Source organism: Streptomyces xylophagus (assembly GCF_000716435.1).
Lineage (GTDB): Bacteria > Actinomycetota > Actinomycetes > Streptomycetales > Streptomycetaceae > Streptomyces > Streptomyces xylophagus.
The window spans coordinates 1-14,419 of the sequence record NZ_JNWO01000057.1 but is presented as its reverse complement, the minus strand read 5'-3'; the positions used below and the strand labels follow the sequence as shown (position 1 = coordinate 14,419).

13 protein-coding genes are annotated in these 14,419 nt (G+C 69.7%); 3 read left to right on the top strand and 10 right to left on the bottom strand.

What is annotated here, in order from left to right; translation table 11 throughout:
- Window positions 1-641: 641 nt before the first annotated feature.
- Complete coding sequence (gene trpS / locus OO70_RS49670; RefSeq protein WP_043687994.1) at window positions 642-1,637, top strand: tryptophan--tRNA ligase; 996 nt, start codon at window positions 642-644, stop codon at window positions 1,635-1,637.
- A gap of 21 nt (window positions 1,638-1,658) precedes the next feature.
- Here trpS and proC read toward each other — a convergent pair whose 3' ends face one another.
- The 3 genes from proC to OO70_RS49655 form a co-directional block, all read right to left on the bottom strand.
- Window positions 1,659-2,468, bottom strand: coding sequence for a pyrroline-5-carboxylate reductase (gene proC / locus OO70_RS49665; protein ID WP_043687991.1), 810 nt, complete (start codon window positions 2,466-2,468; stop codon window positions 1,659-1,661).
- A gap of 62 nt (window positions 2,469-2,530) precedes the next feature.
- A complete protein-coding gene (locus tag OO70_RS49660) occupies window positions 2,531-3,325 on the bottom strand; it encodes an ABC transporter permease (protein ID WP_043687989.1) in 795 nt (264 codons plus the stop codon).
- Window positions 3,322-4,143 carry an ABC transporter ATP-binding protein gene (locus OO70_RS49655; protein ID WP_043687986.1) on the bottom strand — a complete coding sequence of 274 codons (822 nt, stop codon included), beginning with the start codon at window positions 4,141-4,143 and terminating at the stop codon, window positions 3,322-3,324. The genes OO70_RS49660 and OO70_RS49655 overlap by 4 nt, the downstream gene beginning before the upstream one ends.
- Window positions 4,144-4,392: 249 nt before the next feature.
- On the opposite strand from OO70_RS49655, the gene OO70_RS49650 reads away from it, so the two are divergent.
- Window positions 4,393-5,874 carry a SulP family inorganic anion transporter gene (locus tag OO70_RS49650; protein WP_051742477.1) on the top strand — a complete coding sequence of 494 codons (1,482 nt, stop codon included), beginning with the start codon at window positions 4,393-4,395 and terminating at the stop codon, window positions 5,872-5,874.
- A gap of 113 nt (window positions 5,875-5,987) precedes the next feature.
- Here the strand turns inward: OO70_RS49650 and OO70_RS49645 are convergent, their stop codons facing one another.
- From OO70_RS49645 to OO70_RS49630, 4 genes are all read right to left on the bottom strand, one after another.
- The gene (locus tag OO70_RS49645) at window positions 5,988-6,770 is read right to left on the bottom strand and encodes a class I SAM-dependent methyltransferase (protein WP_043687983.1); all 783 of its coding nucleotides are present in this window, start codon (window positions 6,768-6,770) and stop codon (window positions 5,988-5,990) included.
- A gap of 389 nt (window positions 6,771-7,159) precedes the next feature.
- Window positions 7,160-7,687, bottom strand: coding sequence for a hypothetical protein (locus OO70_RS49640; protein WP_043687980.1), 528 nt, complete (start codon window positions 7,685-7,687; stop codon window positions 7,160-7,162).
- Between the two features lie 46 nt (window positions 7,688-7,733).
- On the bottom strand, window positions 7,734-8,069 hold the full coding sequence (locus tag OO70_RS49635) for an SH3 domain-containing protein (protein ID WP_043687977.1): 336 nt from the start codon (window positions 8,067-8,069) through the stop codon (window positions 7,734-7,736).
- Window positions 8,070-8,097: 28 nt separating this feature from the next.
- Window positions 8,098-8,412, bottom strand: coding sequence for an SH3 domain-containing protein (locus tag OO70_RS49630; protein WP_043687974.1), 315 nt, complete (start codon window positions 8,410-8,412; stop codon window positions 8,098-8,100).
- 182 nt (window positions 8,413-8,594) lie between these two features.
- On the opposite strand from OO70_RS49630, the gene OO70_RS49625 reads away from it, so the two are divergent.
- Window positions 8,595-10,697 carry a serine/threonine-protein kinase gene (locus OO70_RS49625; RefSeq protein WP_043687971.1) on the top strand — a complete coding sequence of 701 codons (2,103 nt, stop codon included), beginning with the start codon at window positions 8,595-8,597 and terminating at the stop codon, window positions 10,695-10,697.
- A 61-nt stretch (window positions 10,698-10,758) separates the two neighbouring features.
- Here the strand turns inward: OO70_RS49625 and ilvD are convergent, their stop codons facing one another.
- The 3 genes from ilvD to OO70_RS49610 all read right to left on the bottom strand — a co-directional run bounded on the left by ilvD (window position 10,759) and on the right by OO70_RS49610 (window position 14,162).
- The gene (ilvD, locus tag OO70_RS49620; protein WP_043687969.1) at window positions 10,759-12,612 is read right to left on the bottom strand and encodes a dihydroxy-acid dehydratase; all 1,854 of its coding nucleotides are present in this window, start codon (window positions 12,610-12,612) and stop codon (window positions 10,759-10,761) included.
- Between the two features lie 123 nt (window positions 12,613-12,735).
- A complete protein-coding gene (locus tag OO70_RS49615) occupies window positions 12,736-13,341 on the bottom strand; it encodes a TetR/AcrR family transcriptional regulator (RefSeq protein WP_043687966.1) in 606 nt (201 codons plus the stop codon).
- On the bottom strand, window positions 13,338-14,162 hold the full coding sequence (locus OO70_RS49610; protein ID WP_043687963.1) for a sugar phosphate isomerase/epimerase family protein: 825 nt from the start codon (window positions 14,160-14,162) through the stop codon (window positions 13,338-13,340). Before OO70_RS49610 ends, OO70_RS49615 begins: the two co-directional genes overlap by 4 nt.
- Between the last annotated feature and the right edge of the window lie 257 nt (window positions 14,163-14,419).

Here is a 14,419-nt window from a genome sequence, read left to right as displayed (position 1 = left end):
ACGGACGCTTCCTTTGTACTCACCCTCTCGGGCTTTCCTCCGGGCTTTTCCCTTCGGTCTTGCGTTTCCGACTCTATCAGACCGTTTCCGGTCCCGATTTCCTCGGTGCTTTCCAGGTTTCCGCTTCCGCGTTTCCCTTTCCGGCGGTTCCGACTCTACCAGACCCTTTCAGGCCTGACTCCCAGTCAGAGTGGGCTGCCTTCCCGGCCCTTGGGCCGTTCCGACGAGTGAGACTTTAGCGGATTCCTTGAGCCCGAGCGAATCGGGGGGTGCGTCCTTTCGAACGCGGATTCCTCATTTCGCAAATACGCATGCCAATACACGCGACGACGGATCGTCGAATGTTTGTAGGTACTTGCGGAATGGTTGTCCGGGGACCGACCGGGGTCGGCGCTCACGTCGGACAACTCGGAGAACACTACGTACGCGGTCGGGGCGTGTCAACTCCACTCCGGAGAGCACCACGGAGGCGTACGCTGTGTGACGTGACTACGCATACGTGCACCCATCAGTGGTGGGCCGCCTGACGGCGGCCGTACTCACGTATGTACTCAACGGCCGCCGCATCGGCGGCCGTTCGTGTTTCTCCCTCCAGAGGGTCGGCCGGCCGGGTGCGGCGGTCTCTATCAGGAGGTGGAGAGATGACACGGGTCTTCAGTGGGGTCAAGCCGACCGGGCACCTGACGCTGGGGAACTACCTGGGGGCCATCCGGCGGTGGGTCGACGTGGATCAGCGGCAGAGCGACGCCCTGTTCTGCGTGGTCGATCTGCACGCGCTGACCGTGGACCACGATCCGGCGCGGGTGCGCAGGCTCACTAGGCAGGCGGCGACGCTGTTGCTGGCGGCAGGGCTGGATCCCGAGCTGTGCACCGTGTTCGTACAGAGTCATGTGGACGAGCACACGCGGCTGTCGTACGTCATGGAGTGTGTGGCCACCGACGGGGAGATGCGGCGGATGATCCAGTACAAGGAGAAGGCCGCGCGTGAGCGGGAGCGGGGCGGGAGTGTGCGGCTGTCGTTGCTGACGTATCCCGTACTGATGGCGGCGGACATCCTGGCGTACGGGACGGACGAAGTACCGGTCGGGGACGACCAGACGCAGCATGTGGAGCTGGCGCGGGATCTGGCGGTGCGGTTCAACCAGCGGTACGGCCATACGTTCGTCGTGCCTCGGGCGACCCGGCCGGGGGTGGCGGCGCGGGTGATGAATCTGCAGGAGCCGGCTTCGAAGATGGGGAAGTCGGACGACTCGGGGCCGGGGATCGTCTATCTGCTGGACGAGCCCGACGTCGTACGGAAGAAGGTCATGCGGGCCGTGACCGACAGTGGGGCGGAGGTCGTCTACGACCGGGAGGAGCGGCCCGGGATCGCCAATCTGCTGGAGATCCTGGCCGCTTGCCAGGGTGGGAACCCCGAGGACTTGAGCGGTGTATATGAGTCGTACGGAGCGTTGAAGAAGGACACCGCGGAGGCTGTGGTCGAGCTGCTCAGGCCGGTCCAGGAGCGGCACAAGGCGTTGTGCGCGGATCCCGCTTATGTGGAGGGGGTGTTGCGGGATGGGGCGGAAAAGGCGAGAGGGATGGCGAAGCCGATGGTCGATACCGCGTATCGGGCCATCGGGCTTCTGCCTGCGTAGCCGTACAGCCTTCCAGCCGTTCTAGCTGTTTCCGGAGGCCAGTTCGCGGCTGCGGTCGCGGGCTGCCTCCAGGGCGGCGATCAGGGCGGCGCGTACTCCGTGGTTCTCGAGTTCGCGGATGGCGTTGATCGTCGTGCCGGCGGGCGAGGTGACGTTCTCGCGGAGCTTGACCGGGTGTTCGCCGCTGTCGCGGAGCATGACGGCGGCGCCGATCGCGGACTGGACGATGAGGTCGTGGGCCTTGTCGCGCGGGAGGCCCAGCAGGATGCCCGCGTCCGTCATGGCTTCGACCAGGTAGAAGAAGTACGCCGGGCCGGAGCCGGAGAGGGCGGTGCAGGCGTCCTGCTGGGACTCGGGGACGCGGAGGGTCTTGCCGACGGCGCCGAAGATCTCCTCGGCGTGCGCGAGGTGGGCCTCGGTGGCGTGGCTGCCGGCGGAGATGACGGACATGGCCTCGTCGACGAGGGCGGGCGTGTTCGTCATGACCCGGACGACCGGGGTGCCGGTAGCGAGGCGCTCCTCGAAGAACGAGGTGGGGATGCCCGCCGCGCCGCTGATGATCAGGCGGTCGGCGGGGACGTGCGGGGCGAGCTCGTCGAGGAGGGTGCCCATGTCCTGCGGCTTGACCGTGAGGATCAGGGTGTCGGCACTCTTCGCGGCCTCGGCGTTGGTGACCGGGGTGACTCCGTGGCGGGTACGGAGTTCTTCGGCGCGCTCTGGGCGGCGGGCGGTGACCAGGAGGTCGGCCGGGGCCCAGCCCGCTCGGATCATTCCGCTGAGCAGGGCTTCGCCGATCTTGCCGGTGCCGAGGACTGCGACTTTCTGGGTCATGGGGTCATCCTCGCACCGGCGGTGGGGCCGGGGTGGTGGCTGTCCGGGTGGCGGAACACCCGCTATTCCGTGCGCCTCCTCAGGGTCGCCGCGCCCAGGCCCAGGACGAGCACCGCGCAGCCGGCCACGATGAGCGCGTCGCGCACGAACGTGGCGGTCATGTCCGTGTGTTTGAGGATCTCGTTCATGCCGTCGACGGCGTACGACATGGGGAGGACGTCGGAGATGGCCTCCAGGACGGGGTGCATGTTGGAGCGCGGGGTGAAGAGGCCGCAGAGGAGGAGCTGGGGGAAGATCACCGCCGGCATGAACTGGACGGCCTGGTATTCCGAGGCGGCGAAGGCCGAGACGAAGAGGCCGAGGGCGGTGCCGAGGAGGGCGTCGAGGAGGGCCACCAGGAGGAGGAGCCAGGGGCTGCCGGTGACGTCGAGGCCCAGGAACCAGACCGCCAGGCCGGTGGCGAGCGCCGACTGGATGACCGCGAGGAAGCCGAAGGCGAGGGCGTAGCCGGCGATCAGGTCACCCTTGCCCAGGGGCATGGCGAGGAGGCGTTCGAGGGTGCCGGAGGTGCGTTCGCGCAGGGTCGCGATGGACGTGACCAGGAACATCGTGATGAGCGGGAAGATGCCGAGCAGTGAGGCGCCGATGCTGTCGAAGGTGCGCGGGCTGCCGTCGAAGACGTAGCGCAGCAGGACGAGCATCAGGCAGGGGATGAGGATCAGCAGCGCGATCGTGCGGGGGTCGTGGCGGAGCTGGCGCAGGACGCGGGCCGCGGTGGCGGTGGTGCGGGAGGCGCTGAGGGCGCTGGGTGTCGTGGGGCTCGTAGGAGCGATGGTCGTGGTCGTTGTCGTGCTCATCGGGTCGTCTCCTTCTGGCGGGCGGTGGCCACGGCCTCGTCGACCAGGTGGAGGAAGGCCGCTTCGACGGTGTCGGAGCCGGTGTCGGCGCGGAGGGCGTCCGGGGTGTCGTCGGCGAGGATCTCGCCCTCGCGCATCAGGAGGAGACGGTGACAGCGCTCGGCCTCGTCCATGACGTGGGAGGAGATGAGGAGGGTGGCGCCCCGGGAGGCGGCGATGTCGTGGAAGAGGGCCCACAGGTCGCGGCGGAGAACGGGGTCGAGGCCGACGGTGGGTTCGTCGAGGACGAGGAGTTCCGGGGTGCCGAGGAGCGCGACCGCGAGGGAGACGCGGCTGCGCTGGCCGCCGGAGAGGTTGCCGGCGAGGGAGTCGGCGTGGGTGGTGAGGTCGACGTCGGCGATGGCCCGGGTGACGTCGTCGTGGCGGCGGCCGGCGGCGGCTCGGCCGGGGTCGAGGATCGCCGCGAAGTAGTCCAGGTTCTGACGGACCGTCAAGTCGTCGTAGACGGACGGGGCTTGGGTGACGTAACCGATGCGGGTGCGGAGGGTGGGGTGGCCGGCGGGGCGGCCGAGGACGTTCAGGGTGCCGGTGACCTTGGCCTGGGCGCCGACGATCGAGCGCATGAGGGTCGACTTGCCGCAGCCGGAGGGGCCGAGCAGGCCGGTGATCTGGCCGCGCGGGACGGTGAAGTCGAGGCCGCGCAGGACGGTGCGGGGGCCTCGGACGACGGTGAGGGCTTCGGCGTGGACGGCGGGTTCGCGTTCCGTGCCTGGTGAGGTGTCCGGCGATCCGGATGGACCGGGAAGATAATTCATCATGTGATGAATAATGCTCTCGTGGGCGTGACGCGTCAAGCGGGTGCGCGGGACGGCGCAGGCGCGCGTCGGCGTGATCGGAGTGGGGCGGTCCGGTACCTGCGCTTCCGCGTTCACGGGGTGGCAACACGAAGGGGGTGCGCGGCCAACTCCCGTTCCCGACAATGGATTTCAGTTCGCCGCGCCCTCCCCCGGTGCGGCGCCCACGCATCTCCCGTCTGGCTCTGTCCTGTCTTCGGAGGTGCCGTTGTCATGCGTGTCGTGCGTGTAGTGCGCTGTGGTGTGAGCAAGGCCGATCTGTTCGCTTCTCTCGTCGTCTTTCTCGTCGCGCTCCCGTTGTGTGTGGGCGTGGCGATCGCCTCCGGGGTGCCGGCCGAGTTGGGGCTGGTCACCGGGATCGTCGGCGGGCTGGTGGTCGGGGCGCTGCCCGGCAGCAGCCTCCAGGTGAGCGGTCCCGCTGCCGGGCTGACCGTGCTCGTCTACGAGGCCGTGCGGGCGTACGGGATCGAGGCGCTCGGGGTGCTGGTGTTCGCCGCCGGGGTGGTGCAGTTGGGGCTCGGGGTGCTGCGGCTCGGGCGATGGTTCCGGGCGGTGTCCGCGGCCGTCGTGCAGGGGATGCTCGCCGGGATCGGGCTCGTGCTGGTCGCCGGGCAGGTGTACGCGCTCGGTGATGTCGCCGCACCGGCGGGCGGGGTCGGGAAACTCGCCGGGCTGGTGTCGTTGCCGGGGCTGGTGGATCCGGTGGCGTTGTCAGTGGGCGGTGCCACCATTGCCGTACTGCTGCTGTGGCCTCGGTGGCGATGGGGGGCTCGGGTGGTGCCGGCGCCGTTGGTGGCGGTGGGGTCGGCGGCCGCGGTGACCGGGGTGTTCGACCTGTCGGTACGGCGGGTGGAGGTGCGGGGGCTGATCGGTGCCGTGCGGGTGCCGGAGTGGGGGGATTTCGGGCGGCTGACGGAAGTGGGGGTGATCGGGACGGTCGTCGCGTTCGCGTTGATCGCGTCGGCGGAGTCGTTGTTCAGCGCGGCGGCGGTGGACCGGCTGCATCGGGGGCCGCGGACGGACTACGACCGGGAGTTGATCGCGCAGGGCGCGGGGAACGCCGTGTGCGGGGTGCTCGGGGCGTTGCCGATGACCGCGGTGATCGTGCGGAGTGCGGCTGGGGGTACCCCCTCTGGGGGAGTGCAGGCGGGGGCGCGGACCAAGGCGTCGCGGGTGCTGCACGGGGGGTGGTTGCTGGTGTTCACGGCCTTGCTGCCGGGGGTGTTGGGGCTGGTTCCGGTGGCGGCGCTGGCGGGGCTGCTCGTGCACGCCGGGTGCAAGCTCGTGCCGGTGCGGCAGGTGCGGGGGCTGTGGGTCGGGCATCGAGGTGAGGTGGTCGTGCTCGGGGTGACCGCGGTGGCGATCGTGGTGGGGAATCTGTTCGAGGGGGTGCTGGTGGGGCTGGCGTTGGCCGTGGCGAAGACCGCGTGGGACATCAGCCATGTGCATGTGGAGATGGAGGACCTGGGCGAGGCCGGGATCGTCGTACGGGTGCTGGGGCATGCGACGTTTCTGCGATTGCCGAAGCTGTTGGACGCGTTGGAGGGGTTGCCGTACGACCGGGTGGTGCGGCTGGAGTTGGGCGGGTTGCGGCATGTGGATCATGCGTGTGCGGCGGCCCTGGAGGGGTGGGCCGCCGCGCGGGGGCATGCGGACGGGGATGGGGTTGGGGTGGTGGCGATCGGGGGGTTGTGACGTGGTGGGGGGCGGTCACGGGGGGGGGCGTGACGATCACGTGGTGGCTGTCGGACGCGGCGACGTCGTGGCGTGGTGACGTCGAGGCGTCAGGGCGTCGTGGCGTCAGGTGCTCATGGCGCGAGGGCGACGACCAGTTCCACCACGTAGATCTCCTCCACGGTCCCGTTCGGGAAGACGGTCCGGAGGTGGTTGCGTTCCTCGGCGAGGAAGGCGGCCGTGCTCTCCTCGTCGTGGACCAGGAAGGCCGAGTGGCTGCCGATGTTGGCCAGGTGCGTGTCGACCGGGACGTGGCGGCTCCAGCGGACCTGCCGGTGGGCGAAGTCGAGTCGGCCGGTGGTGTCGGCCAGCGCGGCACGCAGACCGCTGCCGTTCTGTTCCACGACGCGGTCGATGCCGAAGTGGACGCGGATGCGTTCGGACTGCTGGGCGATCCACGGCACGTCGAGGGCGTTGGTGTTCCACCACAGCGTCAGCGCGCCGCCCGGGCGCAGTACGCGGAGCGCCTCCGGGACCGACTGGGCGGGGTCCGTCCAGTGCCAGGCCTGGGCGTAGGTGACGAAGTCGACGGAGTGGTCCGCGAGGGGAAGGGCGTTGCCGTTGCCTCGGACGATCGGTACGTCGGGGAGCGTCCGGTGGAACTGGGCCGCCATGCCGTCACCGGGCTCGACCGCGACCACGTCGGCGCCGCGGGCGTGCAGGAGGGCGGTCGCGATACCGGTACCGGCGCCGATGTCCGCGACGCGGGCGCCGGAGAGGGGGTGACCTGCGAGGTCCTCGATGGCGTCGAAGAGGGCGGGTGGGTAGGAGGGGCGGTTCTCGGCGTACTGGGCCGCGGCGGCGTTGAAGGAGTGGGCTCGGGCGGCGGGCGACGGGGGCTTCGAGGACGTGGTCATACGGTCATGGTTGCCGAGGTGGGTGCAGGGTGCAGGCGGATTTTGGTGAGAAATGGGGGTGGGGTGGGGTGCCGAGGGGAGGGTGCCGGCGTGGTGGGGCTGCGGTGAGGTGGGGTACCGAGGGGAGGGGGCCGGTGTGGTGGGGCTGCGGTGGGGCGGTGTTCGGTTGGCTCGCGCGGTTCGGGGCGGCGGGGGCGGCGGGGTGCCTCGCTGAAGTCTCGCGTGCCCTGATCGGCCAACGAGTCGCAGCTCCCCGGATTTGGTGAGGTGCCTCGCTGGTTGTCCCGTGAGCCCTGACCGGTCAACGAGGACGCGGCTCCCCGCATTTGGTGGGATGCCTTATTGGTCGTGCCGAGTCCTCATCGCCCGACGAGTCGCGGCTCCCCTGATCAGGAACGGCGGCGCTTCTTCGACGGGTTGCCGGTGCGGCGGGTCGTGCGCTTCTCGTACTGGGCCACGGCCGATTCGTACTCCTGGCGGTGGAGTTTCTCGCCCGGGGCCTCCGTGAAGGTGCGGAAGAAGTAGGCGAGGAGTGAACCTACGAAGCCGATGGCCAGGAGGCCGCGGAGGGAGGCCTGGCGGTCGGGGTCGGGGCGTTTGCTGAAGCTCTCCCAGGTGTGGCCGAAGGCGAGGGCGCTGCAGATCGCGAACATCGCGATGACGAGGAGGGTGACGAAGCTGCCGACATCCGCGATCTGGAGGCCCTGGTAGGCGAAGCGGAGGACCAGGCAGGAGACGACGGCGGTGGCGAGGGAGCCGGCTGCCGCGGCGATGCGGCGCGGGGTGTAGCCGTTGTCGTGGTTCACCCAGGTGGTGCCGAAGAAGCGTAGGGGGTCGGGGCGGGGGCCCGTACCTGTGCTTGCGTCTGTGCCTGGGGAGCCCGCGGGGGTGTCCTGGGTGCCGGTCTCGTCGTTCACGGGACGATTATGGCTCCGAGGGCGGGCGCGGGCTCCCGTTGGGGGCTCAGGCGCAACGGGAGGCTACGTAGCCGTCGCTACCCGTGTTCACGTACGCGTCCGAGATGAACTCGCCGTTGCTGATGTTGTCCCAGATGTTCGAGGTGCCGTAGGTGCCCGTGACCGTCGTCCCCGGCGTCTGGCAGTAGATCGGCACCTTGGAACCCCCGGGCAGGGTGCCGACGACGCTGTAACTCGTGCCGGGACCACTTCGGATGTTGAGGGTGACGTTGGCCGTCGTGTAGGTCTGGACCGCGCTTGCGGTGACCGGTGAGCCCATCACGAGAAGAAGGGCTCCGGCCGTGCCCGCGAGCAGGACGGATGCGCGTCTTCGGAATGTCACGAGTATCCCCTGGGTAGTGGCGGTGCGCTCAGGAGCAGTGCGGGCGGACGTACCCGTCGCTGCCGGTGTTCACGTAGGCGTCGGAGACGTACTCGCCGTCGTCGATGTTGTCCCAGATGTTCGTCGTGCCGTAGTAGCCGGTCACCGTGGTGCCCGGCGTCTGGCAGTAGATCGGGACCTGGGAGCCCTCGGGTAGGACGCGGACGATGGTGTAGCCGGTGCCCGGGCCGCTGCGGACGTTGACGCGGGTGTTGGGCGCTATCGAGTAGTAGTGCAGAGCAGCTGCCGTCGCGACCGCCTCGGCCTCGCTGCCCTCGACTTCTGGTACGCGGTCAACAGACATGAAAAACCTCCCCCGTTGGACCCCATGACTGCCATGGGGCCCCGATGATTCCCTTAAAACACGCCATGAAACACATGTGCGCAACTCGCACTCGGAAGCCAGCAAGCCGTCTCTGACCCGTACGGGTCATCGACTAGGCTCCGTGCGTCGCGCGCGCGAACGATCAGCACGGGGGTGGTTCCATGGCGCCACAGCACGACACCGGAGCGGGCGCGGAAGCGGAACTTCCCGAGTACGCCGGTCACTACCGCCTGGAGTCATGCCTGGGCTCCGGCGGCATGGGCGTGGTGCATCTCGCGCAGAGCACCTCCGGGATGAAGCTCGCTGTGAAGGTCGTCCACGCGGAGTTCGCCCAGGATCCCGAGTTCAGGGGGCGGTTCCGGCAGGAGGTGGCTGCCGCGCGGCGAGTGAGTGGGGCCTTCACCGCGCCGGTGGTCGATGCCGATCCCGAGGCCCAACGGCCTTGGATGGCGACGCTGTTCATTCCCGGATCGACGCTGTCCGAGCACGTGAAGCGGAACGGGCCCATGGCGCCCGGTGAGTTGCGCCGGCTGATGGCTGGACTGGCCGAGGCGCTGCGCGACATCCACCGGGTCGGCGTCGTGCACCGGGATCTGAAGCCCAGCAACGTGCTGCTCGCCGAGGACGGTCCGAAGGTCATCGACTTCGGCATTTCTCGGCCAAAGGACAGCGAACTGCGCACCGAGACCGGGAAGTTGATCGGGACGCCGCCCTTCATGGCACCCGAGCAGTTCCGGCGGCCCAGGGAGGTCGGGCCGGCCGCGGACATCTTCGCGCTCGGCTCCGTACTGGTGCACGCGGCGACGGGGCGCGGGCCGTTCGACTCCGACAGTCCGTACGTCGTCGCCTACCAAGTCGTCCATGACGAGCCGGACTTGACGGGACTGCCGGAGAACCTCGCGCCGCTGGTGCTGCGTTGCCTCGCCAAGGAGCCCGAGGACCGGCCCACGCCCGACGAGTTGATGCGTGCACTGCGGTCGGTGTCGGCCTCGTACGACACGCAGGCCTACATACCGGCGCAACGGGCCGATGCCACGCCGGTGCCTGAGCCCCTTAGGGAAGAGCCCGAGCAGTCCGGACGGGGACGCGGGCGGCGCCTCGGCAAGCGGATCGCTCTCGGGGCGGGCGCGCTCGGCCTGGCCGCGATCGGCACGCTGACCGCGCTCCAGTTGTCGGACGACAGCACCACCGCAGCGAAGGGTTCCACCCCGAGCACCACACCCAGCGCCGCGTTCGGCGGGTGGAAGACGGCACCGGTCTCCAAGAAGAGCACCCCCCAATGTTCTTACGGGGCTGGGAAGTTGCTGTGCGCGCAGCCCGGGGTGGTGTTCGCCCTGGACCCGTCCGACGGCAGCCTGCTGTGGCGGCACGCCGTCGACACGACACGGACGAGTGGGCCGCCGGTACTGTCGGGTGGCCTCGTGCAGCCCCCGCTGGACAACGGCAGGCGGCTGGAGGCCCTCGATCCCGCCTCGGGCAGAACGCGTTGGCAGCGGACCGTCCCCGCCTACACCGGGCTGACGGACGCCGGGGGCATGCTCCTGCTCACCCATGCGGACGGAACGGTCACGGGGCTGGACAGCTCTTCGGGCGCCCCGAAGTGGAGCCACCGGATTCCGGGCCAACAGGCGCCGTACTTCGCCTCGTTCACCGGGGACCCGTTGGCATACACGACGAACATCTCGGACGACGGGTCGCACACGCGGGTCACGGCGGTCGATCCGGTCACGGGTGAGGTGCGCTGGGACGTACGACTGAAGGGATCGTTGCAGCCCGTCGGTACGGCGGGAAAGTCCGTCTTCCTGCTCTCGGTCGACAAGGTCTACGGGGCCACAGAAGCCGTGGTCCGCTACACCCCGGGCACCGGGGCCTCGCGGCGCGTGACGCTGCCCGTGCGGGTCGAGCAGGCCCACGGGACCGTCCGCGGGAACGTCGTCTACCTCATGGGGAACGGCGGATCGCTGGCGGCCGTGGACATGGACGCGCGGAAGCGGCTGTGGGGTCTGGAGACGGCCGTACTGCGGGGCTCCACACCGGTCACGGACGGACGGCAGGTGTATGTCACCGCCGCGGACGGGCGGTTGCTCGCGGTGGATGCCCGCGCGGGGCGGCTCGTCGGGCAGACGCCCGCCCGCCTCGACTCGAACTCGGACCAGATCAGCGCGGCGCTCCCCGAACCCGTCGTAGCGGACAACCGCGTCTACGCCGCCGCCCCCGACGGCACCGTCTTCGCCGTCAACTCCCGTACCCCCGGCGCCTGGTAGCGGCAAACGGAAGGGCCGCCCCCGTCGGAACGGAGGCGGCCCCACCACAAGGCAACGGGCCTCAGCCCAGCTTGCTGACGTCCCGCACGGCGCCCCGGTCCGCGCTGGTGGCCATCGCGGCGTACGCGCGCAGGGCCGCCGAGACCTTGCGCTCGCGCTGCTTCGGGGCGTACCGCCCGTCCAGCGCGGCCTCGCGGCGGGCCAACTCGGCGTCGTCCACGAGGAGTTCGATGGAGCGGTTGGGGATGTCGATGCGGATGCGGTCGCCGTTCTCGACGAGGGCGATCGTGCCGCCGGACGCCGCCTCGGGGGACGCGTGGCCGATGGACAGGCCCGAAGTGCCGCCGGAGAAGCGGCCGTCGGTGATCAGGGCGCAGGTCTTGCCGAGGCCGCGGCCCTTGAGGAAGGACGTCGGGTAGAGCATCTCCTGCATACCCGGGCCGCCCTTGGGGCCCTCGTAGCGGATGACGACGACGTCGCCGTGCGTGACCTGTTTGTTGAGGATCTTCTCGACGGCTTCTTCCTGCGACTCGCAGACGACCGCCGGGCCCTCGAAGGTCCAGATGGACTCGTCGACACCGGCCGTCTTCACGACGCAGCCGTCGACGGCGAGGTTGCCCTTGAGGACCGCGAGGCCGCCGTCCTTGGAGTAGGCGTGCTCGGCGGAGCGGATGCAGCCCTCGGCCGCGTCCTCGTCCAGTGCCGCCCAGCGCTCGGACTGGGAGAAGGCCTCGGAGGAACGGACACAGCCGGGCGCCGCGTGCCACAGCTCCACGGCCTCCGGGGACGGGGAGCCGCCGCGCACGTCCCACGTCTTCAGCCAGTCCGCGAGGGAAGGGCTGTGGACGGAGTGGACGTCCTCGTTGAGCAGACCGGCGCGGTGCAACTCGCCCAGCAGAGCCGGGATTCCGCCGGCGCGGTGCACGTCCTCCATGTAGTACGTGCGGTTCTTCGCGACGTTCGGGGCGACCTTCGCGAGGCACGGGACCCGGCGCGAGACGGCGTTGATCTCGTCCAGGCCGAACTCCACGCCCGCCTCCTGCGCCGCAGCCAGCAGGTGCAGGATCGTGTTGGTGGAGCCGCCCATCGCGATGTCGAGGGCCATCGCGTTCTCGAAGGCCGCGAAGGTGGCGACGTTGCGCGGCAGGACCGTCTCGTCGTCCTGCTCGTAGTAGCGGCGGGTGATGTCCATCACCGTGCGGGCCGCGTCCTGGTACAGACCCTTGCGGGCGGTGTGCGTGGCGAGGACCGAGCCGTTGCCCGGTAGCGACAGGCCGATCGCCTCGGTCAGGCAGTTCATCGAGTTGGCGGTGAACATGCCGGAACAGGAGCCGCAGGTCGGACAGGCGTTCTCCTCGATGTTGAGGACGTCCGCGTCCGAGACGCTGTCGTTGGCGGCCTCGACCATCGCGTCGATCAGGTCCAGCGTGCGGACGGTGCCGTCCTGCAGTGTGGCGCGCCCGGCCTCCATGGGACCGCCGGAGACGAAGACCGTCGGGATGTTGAGACGGAGCGCCGCCATCAGCATCCCCGGCGTGATCTTGTCGCAGTTGGAGATGCAGATCAGGGCGTCGGCGCAGTGCGCCTCGACCATGTACTCGACCGAGTCGGCGATCAGGTCGCGCGAGGGCAGGCTGTAGAGCATGCCGCCGTGGCCCATCGCGATGCCGTCGTCCACCGCGATCGTGTTGAACTCGCGCGGGATGCCGCCGGCCGCGGTGATCGCCTCGCTGACGATCCGGCCGACCGGCTGCAGGTGGGTGTGGCCCGGCACGAACTCCGTGAAGCTGTTCGCCACCGCGATGATCGGCTTCCGGCCGATGTCCGCACCGGGTACACCGGAGGCGCGCATAAGGGCGCGTGCGCCCGCCATGTTGCGGCCGTGGGTGACTGTACGGGACCTCAGCTCGGGCATCGTCGATCGCTCCTTCAGACAGATAGGGCTGGTATTGAGCGTACGCCGGTCATCCAGGGGGCGGACACGGTGTCCGAATCGCGGGACGAATGTCTCACCACGAAGACAGGCCGGAAGGCAGGGCTACGGCCCGGTCAGATGCCCCTGCACCACCGGCGCGACCCGCGCGATGATCTGCTCCGGGTCGGCAGACGCCAGCGGCTCCACCTTGATCACGTAGCGCAGCATCGCCGTCCCCACCAGCTGCGCCGCCGCCAGCTCGGCGCGCAGTTCCGCGTCCGGGAGTTCGAGCTGGGCGGCGACCCGGCCAAGCACCTGGGAGACCACGAGCCGGCGGAAGACGGCCGCGGCGGCTTCGTTGTTGACGGCGGACCGGACGACCGCCAGCAGCGGCTTACGGGTGGCCGGGTTCTCCCAGACGCCGAAGATGAAGCGGGTCAGCCGCTCACCGACGCCGTCCAGCGGCCCCTCGGCGACCGCGTCCGGCGCGTTCGCCGCCGGGGCGAAGGCGACCTCGATCGCCGCCTCGAAAACCTGCTCCTTGGTACCGAAGTAGTGGTGCACGAGCGCCGAGTCGACCCCGGCGGCCTTCGCGATCCCGCGCACGGACGTCTTCTCGTACCCCCGCTCGGAGAACTCCTCCCGGGCCGCGGCCAGGATGCGGTCGCGGGTGTCGGCGGCCTCCGTACGAGGGGGTCGGCCCCGGCGCTTGGCGGTGGCGTCGGTCACCGCCGGGGCACCTTGACGGCCGAGGCGAGATGCAGCCGCGTGAAGGCGAGCGCCTCCGCGAGATCGGCCTCGCGTTCGGCGCTGGACATCGCGCGCCGGGTGTTGACCTCGATGACGACATGGCCGTCGAAGCCGGTCGTCGCGAGCCGTTCCAGCAGTTCGGCGCAGGGCTGGGTGCCGCGGCCGGGGACGAGGTGCTCGTCCTTGTTGGAGCCGTTGCCGTCGGCGAGGTGGACATGGCCGAGACGGTCGCCCATGCGGTCGATCATCTCGGTCGCGTCGGTGCGGGCGGTCGCGGTGTGGCTGAGGTCGATCGTGAAGTGCCGGTAGTCCTCGCGCGTCACGTCCCAGTCGGGGGCGTAGGCGAGCATCTCGCGGTCGCGGTAGCGCCACGGGTACATGTTCTCTACGGCGAACCGCACATCCGTCTCGTTCGCCATCCGCCAGATCCCGCTGACGAAATCGCGCGCGTACTGGCGCTGCCAGCGGAACGGCGGATGCACCACGACCGTGCTCGCGCCGAGCTTCTCGGCGGCCGCCTGGGCGCGCTGGAGCTTGATCCACGGGTCGGTCGACCACACCCGCTGCGTGATGAGCAGGCAGGGCGCGTGCACGGCGAGGATCGGCACCTGGTGGTAGTCGCTGAGCCTGCGCAACGCGTCGATGTCCTGGCTGACCGGGTCGGTCCACACCATGACCTCGACGCCGTCGTAGCCGAGGCGCGCGGCGATCTCGAAGGCCGTCGCCGTCGACTCCGGATACACGGACGCCGTGGACAGCGCGACCTTCGCATCCGGGATGCGCACGACTGGTTCTGCCACGGAGGACAGACTACGGGGCGGCGCTTTGCGTACGGGAGCCGGTTGCTGTGCACGCCCTGTGCGGGGCACTGCAACCGGCCATCTCCTACGCGGGGCCGCGTTGTGGCGATACTTCATGCGGGTTCGATACGTCTGGTGCGGGGCGGGCGTTCAGTAGGGCTCTGGTTGGGCGGGGGTGACGGAGTGGGGGCTGTCTCTTATACACATCTCCGAGCCCACGAGACAGGCAGAAATATCGTATGCCGTCTTCTGCTTGA

Excerpts from the sequence above, each read along its gene's own strand:
- OO70_RS49630 (WP_043687974.1), bottom strand. The coding sequence starts at position 8,412 with ATGTCTGTTGACCGCGTACCAGAAGTCGAGGGCAGCGAGGCCGAGGCG.
- OO70_RS49660 (WP_043687989.1), bottom strand. The coding sequence starts at position 3,325 with ATGAGCACGACAACGACCACGACCATCGCTCCTACGAGCCCCACGACA.
- proC (WP_043687991.1), bottom strand. The coding sequence starts at position 2,468 with ATGACCCAGAAAGTCGCAGTCCTCGGCACCGGCAAGATCGGCGAAGCC.
- OO70_RS49650 (WP_051742477.1), top strand. The coding sequence starts at position 4,393 with ATGCGTGTCGTGCGTGTAGTGCGCTGTGGTGTGAGCAAGGCCGATCTG.
- OO70_RS49655 (WP_043687986.1), bottom strand. The coding sequence starts at position 4,143 with ATGATGAATTATCTTCCCGGTCCATCCGGATCGCCGGACACCTCACCA.
- ilvD (WP_043687969.1), bottom strand. The coding sequence starts at position 12,612 with ATGCCCGAGCTGAGGTCCCGTACAGTCACCCACGGCCGCAACATGGCG.
- OO70_RS49645 (WP_043687983.1), bottom strand. The coding sequence starts at position 6,770 with ATGACCACGTCCTCGAAGCCCCCGTCGCCCGCCGCCCGAGCCCACTCC.
- trpS (WP_043687994.1), top strand. The coding sequence starts at position 642 with ATGACACGGGTCTTCAGTGGGGTCAAGCCGACCGGGCACCTGACGCTG.
- OO70_RS49625 (WP_043687971.1), top strand. The coding sequence starts at position 8,595 with ATGGCGCCACAGCACGACACCGGAGCGGGCGCGGAAGCGGAACTTCCC.